We start from the raw sequence: 14,275 nt of genomic DNA, 5'->3' as shown, positions 1-14,275 counted from the left end.
ACTACGATAACGGCTTTCGAAAAGGCAAAGGAGAGGTCGTCAATGACCATCGACGCCTTAATAAGCCTCTATTAAATCAATACATTATTTTATTACCTACCACAACGCACAGGCTCCCCGGTTTTCCGGTGGGGCCTGTTTTGCTATTTATCTCATCAATAAGGATATTTTCAATGAATACATATTCTACCGCGCCTACTGCCCTCCCTTTGGAAAGCACGCTGACCGCTACTGTGGTGGCAGACCATCAACGCCCCCGTTTCTGGCAGCAGCACTTCGGCAACATACCGCAATGGTTCCTGCTGGAGACCCGTGTCTTCAACTGGCTGGATCGCCTGTGTGCCGATTACCACGGTGGGCAGTGGGATTTTTATACGCTAAGCAACGGTGGGGCCTTTATGGCTCCAGAAGGCGATGAGCGGTGGTCACTGTTTAACAGTATGAATGGTAACGGTGCCGAGATGAGTGCCGAGGCTGCGGGTATGACTGCCTGCTTGATGGCCTACAGTCATCACGCCTGCCGCACCGAAAGTGAGGCGATGACAGAGCATTTCTACCGCCTCAGGGAGTTCGCACTGCACCATCCAGACAGCCGTGCCATTTTCGCCCTGATTGACTGAGATGAGGTATTCCATGCAACACACCCAACTGCTGACACCCCCACCGACATTCACCGCCAGCCAGCAGCAGATTGTCAGCCAGGCACTGGCGATACTCGAAACCCAGCTTAAACACCGTCCTTATACGTTCAACGCGCCGGAAGCGGTCAAAACCTGGCTAAAACTCCACCTGCAACCCCAAAGCCGTGAATGCTTTATGGTGCTGTTTTTAGACAATCGTCACCGGCTGATCGCCAGTGAAACACTCTCCGTAGGCACCTTCAATGCCACTATCATCTATCCCCGCGAAGTGGTGATCCGGGCATTACACCACCAGGCCGCTGCGGTGGCACTGGCTCACAATCATCCTGCCGGAGATCCCACACCCAGCGACGCTGATCGTGTGCTGACGGACCGTTTGGTGAGTGCGCTGGACTTAGTAGGTATCCGTGTATTGGATCACCTGATCATTGGCGACGGTGAGCCTCTCTCGCTGGCTGAGCGCGGTTGGTTGCCTTGCTGATAGCGACTTCCTCCATTTCACATACCTCATTTTCAGGAAGTATTCTCTATGGGTTGGCTATTTTCACACCGCTCTCGCCGTGAACTGATCGCGGCACTGATCCAAACCGATGACACAGAACACTATCAACACATTACGCTGGCGCATGCACTACGGGGCAATGTCCTGTGGTCGGTTGTTCAGAGCACACCGAGGGACCCCTGCAAAACCTCCTACACTGTCATTCGTTGCACACTGATGCAGGGCTCTGGTGGCAGTTGGGGCTACAAGGCGATGGATGAGTCAGTACATCCTTACTACTTTTCCTGCCCAAAACGCTATTTGTCGATGGCCCCGGAGATCTGCCCGGAATGGCGTGAAAAGGTATTGGCACACCATCAACGCCGTTATCCACGACCGGATGTAATAAAGGAGGCGACCCCATAATGGTAGCAACGCCGCTTTTGCGCTTCGGTCTGCAATGCAGTACGGCGCATATCACCGAAGACGACAATCAACGGCTCTATCAGATCTCGCATTGCCAGGACGACTTCGGCGACGGCGAGTGGCTGCACTTTTCGGGTACCGGCTATCTGCTCAGGCTGGAGGCATGGAGCCACCCGGTATTGCGGCTTAAACGGCTGGGGCTCTCCAAAGCCTGCCGCTGCCTGGTTACTACGCTGATGAAACGCCATCACCTAAGCTATCTGCATATTGATGCCCTGGGTGAGATCTTGCCCGATTTTGCCACGTTCGATTGGTAATACTACCCACACTCAGCGTTCCACCTTCGCACTATCCCTCTATTTTACAAGGATTATCTCATGAACACGAGCGCATCACCCGTACCTGGCGTATTCCATTTTCTGCAACACAGCAACGTGACATCGCAGGACTGGCAAGCCTTATGCCAGGCGATCACCACCGCGTCTCTGAAACTGAATTGGCAACCCGATACGCTGGATTTAGACACCGCGCCGGTTATCTGTGAACACACTGGCAATCGACGATACCAGTTCGACAACAACCTGATGGGATTGGGCATGATCGGTTTTAACGGTGAGCGGATTACCCATCAGGCAGGAGATCCGTTCATCCTCTATCGGCGCCAAACACCTTATGCCCTGATCCGTTGTGATACGCGAGGTTATCCCTACCAGTGGCTGGTGATGGCTACGCTGTTGCTGGCCAATACGCAGTGCCCAAATACCTGGACGATTGAATCTGACGTCCCCGTGAAGCAGTGGCGAAAGGTAGCACATTGGCTCACCCACCATTGTCAGTTACCGGTTTCTCCCCTTTACTGAGGTTAATTCACCATGACGACAATCAACACCGCCACACCGATTACCGCCAATGCCCGTCAGGCCTTGGCCGAATACCAACAGTTGCTCACTTGGCTGCTGAATCACTGTTACGGCCTGGAGCTCAATGACACTCCCTACCACGAGGATCAGGCCATTGCCCAGCAGATTGAGCATGGCATTACTGTACGGGAAACCGTCAATGAACTGGTGGAAAAGTTTGACCTGGTACGCATTGATCGCACAGGTTTCAGCATGATGGCACAGGACCCAACCTTGAACGGTGGAGATATGTTACGCGCCCGCAGTGCGCTGGGGCTGCGCAGCCCGGTCATTCGACGCCTTGCTTGATTATCCCCCATTAACCTCTGTGATCCAATAATACGCCAGCCTTGTCGCTGGCGTTGTGCTTTTTAAGGAAATTCGACAATGAAAGACACCGATAACCAGACAGACCTGAACGCCAACAACGACATTACCCCGATCTGGGGTTTACGGTGTGCTATCACACCAAGATTAGGTGCCAGACTGGTGCAACAGGGTAATCACCTGCATTTTCTGGCCGACCGTGCCGGTTTTGTCGGTACGTTCTCCCCTGATTCCCTCAAGGCGCTGGATATCGCTTTCCCTGTACTGATTGAGCAGTTGGAGGCCCGGTTGCGGTCTGGTGAACTCAACCCTCGCCGCCAGCATTGCGTCACCGTCCAGCATGCCGGTTTTACCTGTGAAGCGGATACGTTAGGCAGTTTTGGGCATGCCTATATCGCTGTTTATCAAACGACACCGTTCAACCCAGCGTAAGCCGCGAGCACTCACTCACACCCCACCTTTAACCCGGCCTGCGATGACGCGGGCATTTTTTTCTAAGGAATTCAGCGATGCCAACTACATTGAATACCGTGATTGAACCTGAAGTTTTAACCGGTCACACTGAAGTGATTTGCTCTACCAGCATTGAACGTATCGTCACCGGGCGTAATGTCGCGCTGGAACAGATTAAAGCCCTCATCCACCAGCTTGAAGATATCTCGGCCCTCACCAAAAGCATCGGTGGAGGGCTCGCCAGAGATTGGGCAATGAAACAAGACTTTCGCTGCGGTTGCTGGCTGATGGAGAAAGAGGAAACGGTCATGCCTGTGATCACCCGCAATCTTGATCGCGACATATGGCGAGATCTGATGAAAAAGTCAGGAATGTTGTCGATCATGGATGCTCAAGCGCGTGATCAATGGTATCGAAATTTGGAGAGCAAAGACGTGCCCGCCATTAGTACAGATAGCATTTACAGCACATTCGAGCGGTTGCACCACGATAAGGGTGAGGTGTTTGAGCGAGGGGTGATAAACGTATTTAAGTCGCTCTCGTGGGATTACAAGTCGAATCATCCTTGTAAATTTGGCAAAAAAATTATCGTCAACAGTTTGGTGAGTTACAACCAATGGGGGTATACACTGAACCACAGTTATCGGCGTGACCAACTGGCCGATTTGGAACGGATGTTGTACCTGTTGGAGGGGAAAGCCATACCGGATAATCGGCAGGATGTTACCGCTCGGTTGTATGAGCATATCAGCGCCCATCGACAAAGAGCGGAGGTGTATGAAGATGATTACTTTTCAATCAAATATTTCATGAAGGGATCAGCACATCTGACATTCAAGAAACCGGCGTTGGTGGATAAGATGAATGAGATTATCGCGAAGCACTATCCAGGAATGCTTGCGCATTCTTAGGTAAAATCCTCCAAGTTAGCTTGGACCATGGTACGATTGGGTTTCCCCTTCCCTAACCGTCGCTTTATCAGTCCTTCTTGCTGATGGAAAACATTATGGGGGCTCAATTGGGGGCTCTCGAAATCATTGAATTTTAAAATAATCAACATTAACAATGGATAACACCATCATATTCGAAGTCTGCAGGGGGGACCATGTTGATACGAACCGAATCTCCCCCACGCGAACAAAATCCAGTCACAGTAAAATCAAAAGACAAACTTACTGCCTACTCATCGATGCGACAATCCGTTACGTGCCTCGATAAATTACTTCACTCGCTAAGGCTATCGCCACGAGCGAGCTAGCTTTTACATCTCCACATCCCAATTGCGGAAATAACGCTTCAACTTCTCGATCGTATGACGCCATTTCGGTGCAGTGGGTTTACATACCGTGTTTTGGTTACCGAAAAAACCTACCTCATTCACTGCTTCATGTTCTGCTCGAGTTTCAAGCCATTTCACGGGGACAAAATACTCGGACTTGTCGGGGTCATCCGCATTCCGGTGATAGAGATCGCTGTACTTAAGCACATCCATCGCCCGCTTTTCGCCGTCGTCAGTATTGATGGTGAAGCTACTGGCAGGCTCAACGGCGCTCTGCACAATCCCAACGCCGACGTAACCCGTTGCTGGGATTTTTGCCCAAATTCGGTCACCCGGCTGGAGCTGTTTTAAGGTCTGGCTGTACCAGCTTCCTCCACCAGCACTGATAAACCCGTAGCGACGCGCTTCTTCCCAGACTCGACTTTGCGGATCACCAAACGAGACATAAAACTCACCGTTCCAGGGTTCCTTAGCATTGGCGCTTGTCCCTGCGGTGGCTTGTGCGGCATTGGTTTGCGTTTCGCTAGGATCGATAAGCCAGGCGCGACTTAAGAACTGCTCGTCACCGTGCTGGAACACTTTGAAGAACAGCACGTTAATCGAGATACCATTTTTGCTCAGATAGTCGACGATGCGTTCGGTGGACGGATCCAGTTCCGCTGCGACAATAATGATTTGATGTGACTTGTTGATGGCATCATCTTCCAGTTCAGCGTTAAAGCGTTGTCTGAATGCGTCACCCAAGTTTCCACCACCGGAGAATCTATCGTAAATCTGCGACAGACGCTCGGCACTTAAATCATCCACCCAGGAGGCGTAATCCAGCGCCTGGGCAACGACTTCACGCGGCGTGCGGTCGCGTTTAAGCTCAATCAGGATCAGAGAGGCATCCGGCGCAATCGCCAGCAGATCGATACGCCCTTTGTCGAGCGTATTTTCCTGATGGCCGATGATCATCCACTGGTCAGAGAGGATAGTAGGGTCGTTTAAAATCATCTTCTCCAGCAGTTGTTCGCTGGCGAGTTTGCTGATGGTTAGCGGTTGAGGGTTCTCCCCTACCCGCCAGATAGCATGATGAACCGGCATCGTCTGTTCCTTAGTTTAATACTGCATCGGTGAGCGCATCCGCCAGGTGGAGCTGGTTTTGTTGGGCGGATTGGAGGCGGGATTTAAGAGATCCACAAAGCAAAAATAGCTCTTTAATTTTAATCACCAGTTGATGCTGAACTGCCAAAGGAGGAACAGCTATAGGTACGTCTTCAACTACTTTCTTGCTTATTTTAGGCATTGTTCCTGACGTTCCTGTCATTTTTGACCACATGTAATTTCTGGCAAATGGAGAGGATAACCACAACGTCGCATATTCAGGTAGTAGCTCATCTTTTGTTTTAATTTTCATCATTAAATCAGGATAAATTAAATTATCAAAATCTTCTTCAATCAACAAACTACAACCTACAAAATTAGATGAGTTTCCGCGTTGAATTAGAATGTCATTTTTCTTCAGGAATAAATGCAATTTATCACTTACATCAATATCAACATATTTAGTTTCCTGAAGTTTCAAATAACCATAGGATGTCGCTCCTAACTTTAAAACTTTAATATCCGTCTCATATTTTACTTCACTAGGAGATAGACCATTCTTAGGCCCAAACGACAGATGTTTTTTCAAATGATCTAATTGGCTAAACTCAGCACTTTCGATCAATAATCCCATTACAGCCAGTTGCAGAATCGTTTGCTGAAGTGCATCGATACTCGCTTCAGTGGTAAACAGTGTGTCGAAATACTGGCTGATTCGCGCCCAGTTTGCGGTGAGTTCTTCGGCATTTTGGCTGTCGGTCAACGTTGCCAGCAGGGTTTCCACCAGTTGCTGATGTGCACCCAGACTGGTCAGGGACTGCTGTTCCAGTTGGTCGCAGAGGGACATTAGTTCGTTTATTTTAGCGATAATTCGCTTCTGTTCAAAAAAAGAAGGTATTGGTACAAGAAAACGTTCTAAATCAGTTGCAGCAAGATTTGGTTGTGCCGTTCCATTATCATATCTCTTAATATATCGATAGGACAGGGGAGTGTTAAAGTAAAGGTTTACATATTCGCCGTCTACTAATGGAAACACTCTAATAATTACTAAAGATGACGCAATTGCACCAGATAAATTCTCTACCAGAGCGGATTTACCTAAAGATCCTCTTAAGCAAAACAATATATCACCATGATGAAATTTCCCCGATCGTAAGGAGTTGAAATGTTCTTCCTTGATAAAGGTCATTTCACTTCTATCTATTTCCCCATTGACCAAATGCCCTGCATTAACAAATGGCACCCCAAACTCAACAAGTGTTGATTTATTAGGATAGTTTTTACTCCGATCACCATTTTCAAGCACACATATATTTTTTAGCGTCGTCCACTCCCACCCGCCCGGCAGCTCAAACGGCTTCTCATCCTCGCTAATTTCCGGCAACGGCTTCTGCTTTTTAATTTTCCCTTGCTTCACCAGCTCCGCTTTCTCTGCGGCAATACGCTTTAACAACTCAGACGCCGGTTCATCATTCGGATCCTGCGGCACCAATTTGCCGCGCACCGCCAGTTCCAGAATCAGCTCGCGCAGTTTCTTAATGCCATAGAGGTCGATTTTGCCGTTACTGCCACGCCCGGCGGTGGAGCGGGTTGGCAACGCTGAGGACCAGATATCAATATGGTCGGTGATGAGTTTCTCAACAGTCATCAATTCGCCCCCTTGTTGCCTGCCAGCGCGGCCCCGAGGATATCGCGCAGCTGGTTGCGCAATTCGCTTATTTCAGCCTGTTGCGTCTGATACAGTGCCAACAGTTCATCCGGATCGTAGCTGATGGTTTCACCCTGGTACGGGTTTTTGATATCGAGGTTGAAGTTACGGGCAATGATGTCGTCAATGCCCACTTTCCACGCCTGGTTGTTCTCTTCACGGCTGGCAAAACCGTCGACTTCACTACCCCACCAGTCGATCTCGGTCTGGAACTCTTCAAACTTCATCGGTTTGGTTTTGCTATAGTTCTTCACGCCATCTGGGTACGGATGTTCATAGAACCAGATCTCTTTGGTTGGCTGGCCTTTGGTGAAGAACAGGATATTAGTTTTGATACCGGTGTAAGGGTTAAACACTCCATTAGGTAAACGCACGATAGTATGCAGGTTGCACTCTTCGGTGAGCAGCTTTTTGATTTTGGTTTTTACGCCTTCGCCAAACAGCGTGCCGTCTGGCAACACCACCGCCGCACGACCTTTATCGGCCAGCACTTCGATGATCAGTTGCAGGAACAGATCGGCGGTCTCACGGGTCTGCATCTCTGCCGGGAAGTTTTTCTCTATACCGTCTTCTTCGGTGCCGCCAAACGGCGGATTGGTGATGATCACATCAAGCTGCTCATCCCAGGAGGAAAGCGGTTTGTTGAGCGTGTTGTCGTGGCGGATTTGAACCGGTACTTCAATGCCGTGCAGCAACATATTGGTGGTACACAGCAGATGCGGAAGCTGTTTTTTCTCCACGCCGTGGATTTGCTTTTGCAGCGTTTTATGGTCTTCGGTGGTGTTAACGTAATGCTCTTTGACATGGTCGAATGAGCAGGCCAGGAAACCGCCCGTACCGCAGGCCGGGTCCATAATCGACTCGCCCAGTTTAGGATCGATACGGTTGACCATAAAACGCGTAACTGCACGTGGGGTGTAGAACTCACCCGCATTCCCAGCGCTTTGGAGATCACGCAGGATTTGCTCGTAGATGTCGCCAAACAGGTGGCGCTCTGAACTGCTGCTGAAGTCGATTTCGTTGAGTTTGTTGATCACCTGGCGCAGCAGCGTACCGTTTTTCATGTAGTTATAGGCATCGCTAAACGCTTGCTTCACCACAAAACCCCGTGGGTTTTTATCGATCGGCGCAATCATGCTTTTCAGCGTTGGGAAGAGATCGTCATTCACGAACTCCAGCAGTTCATCACCCGTAATGCCTTCACTGTTCGCCGCCCAGGTGCGCCAGAGGTAACGTTTTGGGATCGGTAACTGGTAGTCACCTTGCTCCAACTCCAACTCTTCTTCCTGGGTGTCAAAAATCTTCAGGAACAGTAGCCAGGAGAGCTGGCCTAAGCGCTGGGCATCGCCGTCCACACCGGCGTCTTTGCGCATGATGTCCTGCAGGGATTTAATGACTGAGCTAATCGACATGTTTTCTTTCCGTTTCTAAAAAAGGATGCCACCGGGAGCCGTAAGCACCAGGTGGCAGAATATGGTTTAGGTTATCAGGCAAAGCGTGGCGGCAACTGGTAGATCTCGTTTTCCAGTTCGTTAATTGCGTCTTCGTAAGCCTGCTTGTTACCAAAGCTGCTTTTGATAATCTCCAGCGGGCGGCCCAGCGTGTCGAACGGCTTCAACTTCAGCACCTGGATATCCTCGATTTCCTGCACGCCTTCGTCGGCGTATTTATCCAGCAGCTTGTTTAACACGTTCTGCGCTGGCTCGGAATATTTGGTGAAGTAGTTGCGCTTGCGCACGTTGTCGGCACGTTCTTTGCGGGTTAGCGGCGGCTGGCCGTAAACCACGTGGCACAGCAAATCGAACGGGTCGAGATCTTTACCCACCTCTTCGGCTAACACGTCCCAAAGAATGCCCAGTTGTTGCAGCTCTTCAATGATCACCTGTTTACGGGCGGCAGAGTGCCACTTACGGGTGAAGTCATCAAGCGATGTATACGCTTTATCTTTCAGAAGCGTTTTGCGGGTGTAGTCCTGGAAGGATTCCGTGACCAGCTTGCCGTCGGCATCATAATACTGCACACGCTTCGCCAGTACTTTTACCGCAACGCCGTTAACATGGAATTTGCGGATCTTGTTTTCGTCGTCTTCTTCAAAGGCCCCAGTTCCCTCACCAGACGTCGGGTCATAGGTCGCGGGTGTCTCATTCGCCCCGGTCACCAAATCCGGTGATTCGTTCTCTGGTGTTTCGTCTGCTAGCTGCTCGTCAAAATCCGAGTCCGGATCGGTGATCTCTTCTGGGGTAGTGCGGATCACTTTTTCCGGCACGCCATCAAAGCGTTCATCGGCAAACAGTTCGGTGGCTTTTTTGAAGTCGAGAATGGTGAACCACAGCTTGCCGTGTTTTTCGTTGATGCGCGTTCCACGACCGATGATTTGCTTAAACTTGGTCATCGACTGAATGTTTTGATCCAGTACCACCAGCTTGCAGGTTTGAGCATCTACACCGGTGCTCATCAGTTCAGAAGTGGTGGCAATCACCGGATAAGGTTTTTTCGGGTTGATGAAGTTATCCAGTTGCGCTTTGCCGATATCGTCATCACCGGTGATTTTCATCACATACTTTTCATTCTTCTTAACCTGTTCCGGGTTCAGGTTTACCAGCGCCCGGCGCATTCGGTCGGCATGGTCAATGTCGTTACAAAAGACGATAGTTTTATCCATCGGGTTGGTGCGTTTTAAATAATCGGTGATGGTTTGCGCCACTAACAGGGTGCGTTCATCAATTACCATAGTACGGTCGAAATCTTTCTGGTTATAAATACGGTCTTCGATCAGTTCACCGTGTTTATCCAACTGCCCTTTGGTTGGCCGCCAGCCTTGCAAATCCACGTCGATATCCACACGCACCACCTTGTATGGTGCGAGGAAACCATCTTCAATGCCTTCTTTCAGGGAATAGGTATAGACCGGTTCACCAAAGTAATCAGTGCTGGAGACTTCTTCGGTTTCTTTCGGCGTAGCGGTGAGGCCTATCTGCGTAGCGCTACTGAAGTATTCGAGGATTTCACGCCAGGCACTGTCTTCCGATGCACTACCACGGTGACATTCGTCGATAACAATCAGGTCAAAAAAATCTGGCGCGACTTGTTTAAACGCTTTCTGGTGCTCTTCTGGTCCGGTGATAGCCTGGTAAAGCGCCAGCTGGATTTCGTAGGCCGGGTCGATGGTGCGCCCGGTGATTTTTGTCATCGCGCCGCCAAAGGGTTGGAAATCGTTCGTTTTGGTTTGATCAACCAAGATATTACGGTCAGCCAAAAACAGAATGCGTTTCTTATTTTTCGCTTTCCATAAACGCCAGATTATCTGGAAAGCGGTGTAGGTTTTCCCGGTTCCGGTCGCCATCACCAGCAACACGCGCTTTTGCCCGGCAGAAACTGCCTCTATGGTTTTGTTGATTGCCTGCAACTGGTAATAACGCGGGGATTTTCCCGAGTTGTCGTCGTAGTAATCCTGGCTGATGACGGGCATCTGTTCGGCGGTAAAACCTTTCCAGACGCAGTATTTATTCCACAACTGCTCAGGAGTAGGGAAGTCATCCAGCGTGATTTCAGATTCAAACTGAACAGGGTTGGTTTTATCGTGAAAGATAAATCCATCGCCGTTGGAGGCAAAAACAAACGGCACATCAAGCAAACGGGCGTAATCCAGCCCTTGCTGCATGCCTTTGCCAATCTCATGCTTATTGGCTTTTGCCTCTATTACAGCCAGTGGTAACCCCGGCTTGTGATACAGGACAATATCGGCGGATTTCACCGTGAGGCGTGCCGCCAGTTTGCCGCGCACCACCACTTTGCCGTCACGGAGTTTTACCTCCTGGCGTATCTGCGTCATCACGTTCCAACCTGCGTCTTTAATCGCAGGCAGAATGAATTTTGTGATGATGTCCGTTTCAGTCAGAGTGGTTTTGTTCACGCCAGCCATAGCATCGCTCTCAACAGTATAGGGTTACCCCTGATTTTACACATATTAGTGAGTCAGGTAATGACCTGAAACGAGGTTTTGGCTAGCTAATGGCAAAAACATTATTCGCCAGAACAAATTCCGCTATTTATCAACTCCTCTGCCTGCTCGCTGACCGACGTCAGCGACGATCATAAGCTTGCCAAATTAAGGACTGGCCGGATCCGGCCAGGGAAGATTTGAGCTTCAGGGGTATCGGCCTACGCAATCAGACCGGTATTAACGCTTCCTTCGATGGCAGTAACTGTAAGGGGGATATGAAGGCCGGATTTGTGCGTAGCATGCAGGATAATACCCTGTATGTGAAGATTATCCGGACCGGTAAAAACTGCAACTGTATAACGTGCACGAAAGAAAGCCAGTCCTTGAAGACCCTGAGTATACAACGACATTGTAAACTCTCCGTGGACAATGCTTGATTTCCAGTACAAACAAGGTCATTCTCTATGTTGGATCATATTTATTTTCAGAATAATAGGAGCCAAGTTTTATATGGGGAATGAATACAAAGAGGGAACTTTAAGGCAACTGACGATTGGGGAAATGTCTTTGATAAGATCTGTTTTTGGTGACTCCATCAACTTATCAAAGGTATGGATCCATTGCGGTAGTTACCTGCCATTCTCTCTTCAAGATAAATACACGGCAATGACTCCAAATGGTGAGTTATATTTCAGGCGTGAATTATACTCAACTGATTACTCCACTGAAGAACTTGTACTTAAACACCTTTTTATTCATGAGATGGCTCACGTTTGGCAGTACCAGAATGGTATGTGGGTCAAACTAAGAGGTAGTATGAGTTGGGCAGTAGACTATCATTATAATTTTGACGGGAAGAAGGTGCTAAGTGATTACTCAATGGAACAACAGGCATCAATAATAGCAGATTACTATTATCTTTCTACCTATGGAGTTGGTGAGTGGAAATCACTTAGAAATAGGAATTATAATGGTGTCTTTCATGATGATATTGCATCTTACTACAGAAAAATTTTGCATAAGTTCCCTGACTATTAAATTATTGGAGGGTATCGCATGAGTAATAAAGTGATTGTTTTATGTCTTATGTTGTCTCTTTCTGGTTGTGTATTGGAAAAACCCATTGTGCCACCATCACCAGCTAAAGCATTTCTTGTTGGCGGGGAAGTTTGTTTTACCACGCCAGGGAGGGGTGAGAGCAATAAGGTGTACTCTATCAGCATTGAAAAGGCTGGAGGGATGGCTACATCTAACAACTTTACACAAGGTAGCAATAATTATATTAGTGTAAAAGAGAATGACTGCATACCAACACTTGGGTATAAATTTGAAATGGATGTTGTTTATCATGTGACTATATACACTTTAAATCCTGATAAAAAAATAGATAATGATCCTTTCAAAAAGCAGGCTTATGCAACTAGTATAATAATATCGCTGGATGCGGAAAATAAAAAGCATCTTAAAGAATTATCAAGGTGGGGATGACCCACCTTGAACTGCGGTTTTTAATAAACGTTTTCAGTCCAGATGCTGTAGCCTGAAGTCCCTGCCGTATGATGTTTCCATGTAATGCTCTCATAAGAAAGTGATATCATCTCTTCAGGATGTTTCTCAGGGTTGTCAAAAATATTGGGGGACTTTACGCTATGCCTCATTACTGTGGCACCTCTTATCTCTACAGTATAGAACTTCTCTTGAACTCCTGCAGAAGATGTCCTATAAAAATCAAACAATAAAGTCATCTTTTCATTGTTTGTTACCGCATTACCAATTAAAGGTGAGGATTTATCAATTAATTTCACAAAGTTTAATGGGTGGTGTTTGACATTTTGTTGCCGCATTATTTCATGATCAAATGAAACAACAAAAACCTCATCTTTGTGCGCGGATTGGTATCTGTTACCAATAGAATCATAGGTTGAGCAACCAGCAGATATAAGCCCTTGTTTTTCACCGATTATCTTTGCGTAAATTTCATTAGCCACGAAAAGCTCCTTTTTATCGCTTGAGAAATCAGATCCATTGTAGCTGACTTATGTCGGGGGACAAAGAAATTCAATGGTGTGACTTGCTGGAGGTAAAACAGGCAGAAATCCCTTTAAGTCAGCCCATATTGAATATCTTACTGGCCAACATGCTGTAATTAATAGCATTAAAAGGATATGCATCTTTTCCTACGGGGTAAAAAGCAAGAAAACTCCCCTCACCCCATCCATCTCCCACAACACACACCAAGAATCTCATAAACACTTGCTTAGGGGAGAGGGAGCGAGCCCAGAGCAGCGGTCAGATAGTGGATCCAATTTGTAGCACGTCATGCCCCCCTCTTTTTGGGAGAGGATGAGGATAGGCGCATCACTAACTGCCACAGGAATCATTAAATTAAATATTATCAATATGTTACATAATAAAAACCACAATCTAGCACAACCTCGTACGTTAAGGGTATAATCCAAGGCATTATTTAATCGGTTTCGGAAACGAACATGGCAAAGCTAACATTACAAGAGCAGCTGCTTAAAGCTGGATTGGTCAACAGTAAAAAACTGGCGAAAGTGGAAAGAACGGCGAAAAAATCGCGGGTTCAGGCTCGTGAGGCAAGAGAGGCCGTGGAAGAAAACAAAAAAGCGCAGGTTGAACGTGATAAACAGCTGAATGAGCAGCAAAAGCAGGCCGCCTTGGCCAAAGAATATAAAGCTCAGGTTAAGCAGCTCATTGAAATGAATCGGATCGTTATTGCAAATGGCGATATTGGTTATAACTTCACAGATAACAATTTAATTAAAAAAATATATGTGGATAAAACAACCCAATCTCAATTGATTAGTGGCCGCCTTGCCATTGCTCGGCTGATTACCGATAAAAATCCTGATGGCGAATACGCGATTATCCCCGCGATCGTGGCCGATAAAATTGCGCAGCGTGATGCGAGCAGTATTGTATTAAATGCCGAACTGAGCAAAGAAGCTAAAGATGAAGACGATCCGTATGCCGATTTTGTCGTGCCTGACGATCTGATGTGGTAAGTA

At 47.9% G+C, this 14,275-nt stretch carries 16 protein-coding genes; 11 read left to right on the top strand and 5 right to left on the bottom strand.

Features of this window, described 5'->3' with window-relative positions; genetic code table 11:
* Positions 1-173 precede the first annotated feature (173 nt).
* The 8 genes from ACKWMY_RS14970 (at position 174) to ACKWMY_RS14935 (ending at position 4,138) form a co-directional block, all read left to right on the top strand.
* The gene (locus ACKWMY_RS14970; RefSeq protein WP_409486528.1) at positions 174-620 is read left to right on the top strand and encodes an antirestriction protein; all 447 of its coding nucleotides are present in this window, start codon (positions 174-176) and stop codon (positions 618-620) included.
* A 13-nt stretch (positions 621-633) separates the two neighbouring features.
* Positions 634-1,122 carry a RadC family protein gene (gene radC, locus ACKWMY_RS14965; RefSeq protein WP_409486527.1) on the top strand — a complete coding sequence of 163 codons (489 nt, stop codon included), beginning with the start codon at positions 634-636 and terminating at the stop codon, positions 1,120-1,122.
* A gap of 48 nt (positions 1,123-1,170) precedes the next feature.
* Positions 1,171-1,548: a hypothetical protein gene (locus ACKWMY_RS14960; protein WP_409486526.1), complete on the top strand. Its 378-nt coding sequence runs from the start codon at positions 1,171-1,173 to the stop codon at positions 1,546-1,548.
* Entirely contained in the window at positions 1,548-1,865 is a 318-nt protein-coding gene (locus ACKWMY_RS14955) for a DUF5983 family protein (RefSeq protein WP_409486525.1), read from the top strand. Before ACKWMY_RS14960 ends, ACKWMY_RS14955 begins: the two co-directional genes overlap by 1 nt.
* Positions 1,866-1,925: 60 nt before the next feature.
* Positions 1,926-2,408 (top strand): hypothetical protein, encoded by a 483-nt coding sequence (locus tag ACKWMY_RS14950; protein ID WP_409486524.1) that lies wholly within the window; start codon positions 1,926-1,928, stop codon positions 2,406-2,408.
* Positions 2,409-2,420: 12 nt separating this feature from the next.
* A complete protein-coding gene (locus tag ACKWMY_RS14945; protein WP_409486523.1) occupies positions 2,421-2,756 on the top strand; it encodes a TA system toxin CbtA family protein in 336 nt (111 codons plus the stop codon).
* A 78-nt stretch (positions 2,757-2,834) separates the two neighbouring features.
* Positions 2,835-3,206, top strand: a complete 372-nt coding sequence (locus tag ACKWMY_RS14940; protein WP_409486522.1) for a type IV toxin-antitoxin system YeeU family antitoxin — start codon at positions 2,835-2,837, stop codon at positions 3,204-3,206.
* 77 nt (positions 3,207-3,283) lie between these two features.
* Entirely contained in the window at positions 3,284-4,138 is an 855-nt protein-coding gene (locus ACKWMY_RS14935) for a DUF4942 domain-containing protein (RefSeq protein WP_409486521.1), read from the top strand.
* A 350-nt stretch (positions 4,139-4,488) separates the two neighbouring features.
* Here ACKWMY_RS14935 and ACKWMY_RS14930 read toward each other — a convergent pair whose 3' ends face one another.
* The 4 genes from ACKWMY_RS14930 to hsdR form a co-directional block, all read right to left on the bottom strand.
* Complete coding sequence (locus tag ACKWMY_RS14930; protein ID WP_409486520.1) at positions 4,489-5,592, bottom strand: nuclease; 1,104 nt, start codon at positions 5,590-5,592, stop codon at positions 4,489-4,491.
* A gap of 10 nt (positions 5,593-5,602) precedes the next feature.
* Positions 5,603-7,240, bottom strand: a complete 1,638-nt coding sequence (locus ACKWMY_RS14925) for a restriction endonuclease subunit S (protein ID WP_409486519.1) — start codon at positions 7,238-7,240, stop codon at positions 5,603-5,605.
* On the bottom strand, positions 7,240-8,712 hold the full coding sequence (locus tag ACKWMY_RS14920) for an N-6 DNA methylase (RefSeq protein WP_409486518.1): 1,473 nt from the start codon (positions 8,710-8,712) through the stop codon (positions 7,240-7,242). Before ACKWMY_RS14920 ends, ACKWMY_RS14925 begins: the two co-directional genes overlap by 1 nt.
* A gap of 74 nt (positions 8,713-8,786) precedes the next feature.
* Entirely contained in the window at positions 8,787-11,222 is a 2,436-nt protein-coding gene (gene hsdR / locus ACKWMY_RS14915; RefSeq protein ID WP_409486517.1) for an EcoAI/FtnUII family type I restriction enzme subunit R, read from the bottom strand.
* A 531-nt stretch (positions 11,223-11,753) separates the two neighbouring features.
* Between hsdR and ACKWMY_RS14910 the strand changes: the two genes are divergently transcribed.
* Both ACKWMY_RS14910 and ACKWMY_RS14905 read left to right on the top strand, forming a co-directional pair.
* Entirely contained in the window at positions 11,754-12,281 is a 528-nt protein-coding gene (locus ACKWMY_RS14910; protein ID WP_409486516.1) for a type IV secretion protein Rhs, read from the top strand.
* Positions 12,282-12,299: 18 nt separating this feature from the next.
* On the top strand, positions 12,300-12,731 hold the full coding sequence (locus tag ACKWMY_RS14905; RefSeq protein WP_409486515.1) for a putative T6SS immunity periplasmic lipoprotein: 432 nt from the start codon (positions 12,300-12,302) through the stop codon (positions 12,729-12,731).
* Positions 12,732-12,751: 20 nt separating this feature from the next.
* Here ACKWMY_RS14905 and ACKWMY_RS14900 read toward each other — a convergent pair whose 3' ends face one another.
* On the bottom strand, positions 12,752-13,231 hold the full coding sequence (locus tag ACKWMY_RS14900; RefSeq protein ID WP_074030361.1) for an Hcp family type VI secretion system effector: 480 nt from the start codon (positions 13,229-13,231) through the stop codon (positions 12,752-12,754).
* Between the two features lie 501 nt (positions 13,232-13,732).
* Between ACKWMY_RS14900 and ACKWMY_RS14895 the strand changes: the two genes are divergently transcribed.
* The gene (locus ACKWMY_RS14895) at positions 13,733-14,272 is read left to right on the top strand and encodes a DUF2058 domain-containing protein (RefSeq protein WP_024529229.1); all 540 of its coding nucleotides are present in this window, start codon (positions 13,733-13,735) and stop codon (positions 14,270-14,272) included.
* The last annotated feature ends 3 nt before the right edge of the window (positions 14,273-14,275 follow it).

The sequence above is a fragment of the Serratia sp. J2 genome (genome assembly GCF_046269175.1).
Lineage (GTDB): Bacteria > Pseudomonadota > Gammaproteobacteria > Enterobacterales > Enterobacteriaceae > Chania > Chania fonticola_C.
The sequence above is the reverse complement of the archived record's forward strand: the minus strand, read 5'-3'. Positions and strand labels throughout refer to the sequence as shown.

Excerpts from the sequence above, each read along its gene's own strand:
- ACKWMY_RS14905 (WP_409486515.1), top strand. The coding sequence starts at position 12,300 with ATGAGTAATAAAGTGATTGTTTTATGTCTTATGTTGTCTCTTTCTGGT.
- ACKWMY_RS14925 (WP_409486519.1), bottom strand. The coding sequence starts at position 7,240 with ATGACTGTTGAGAAACTCATCACCGACCATATTGATATCTGGTCCTCA.
- ACKWMY_RS14970 (WP_409486528.1), top strand. The coding sequence starts at position 174 with ATGAATACATATTCTACCGCGCCTACTGCCCTCCCTTTGGAAAGCACG.
- ACKWMY_RS14940 (WP_409486522.1), top strand. The coding sequence starts at position 2,835 with ATGAAAGACACCGATAACCAGACAGACCTGAACGCCAACAACGACATT.
- ACKWMY_RS14960 (WP_409486526.1), top strand. The coding sequence starts at position 1,171 with ATGGGTTGGCTATTTTCACACCGCTCTCGCCGTGAACTGATCGCGGCA.
- ACKWMY_RS14895 (WP_024529229.1), top strand. The coding sequence starts at position 13,733 with ATGGCAAAGCTAACATTACAAGAGCAGCTGCTTAAAGCTGGATTGGTC.
- hsdR (WP_409486517.1), bottom strand. The coding sequence starts at position 11,222 with ATGGCTGGCGTGAACAAAACCACTCTGACTGAAACGGACATCATCACA.
- ACKWMY_RS14930 (WP_409486520.1), bottom strand. The coding sequence starts at position 5,592 with ATGCCGGTTCATCATGCTATCTGGCGGGTAGGGGAGAACCCTCAACCG.
- ACKWMY_RS14910 (WP_409486516.1), top strand. The coding sequence starts at position 11,754 with ATGGGGAATGAATACAAAGAGGGAACTTTAAGGCAACTGACGATTGGG.
- ACKWMY_RS14955 (WP_409486525.1), top strand. The coding sequence starts at position 1,548 with ATGGTAGCAACGCCGCTTTTGCGCTTCGGTCTGCAATGCAGTACGGCG.
- ACKWMY_RS14920 (WP_409486518.1), bottom strand. The coding sequence starts at position 8,712 with ATGTCGATTAGCTCAGTCATTAAATCCCTGCAGGACATCATGCGCAAA.
- ACKWMY_RS14935 (WP_409486521.1), top strand. The coding sequence starts at position 3,284 with ATGCCAACTACATTGAATACCGTGATTGAACCTGAAGTTTTAACCGGT.
- radC (WP_409486527.1), top strand. The coding sequence starts at position 634 with ATGCAACACACCCAACTGCTGACACCCCCACCGACATTCACCGCCAGC.
- ACKWMY_RS14945 (WP_409486523.1), top strand. The coding sequence starts at position 2,421 with ATGACGACAATCAACACCGCCACACCGATTACCGCCAATGCCCGTCAG.
- ACKWMY_RS14950 (WP_409486524.1), top strand. The coding sequence starts at position 1,926 with ATGAACACGAGCGCATCACCCGTACCTGGCGTATTCCATTTTCTGCAA.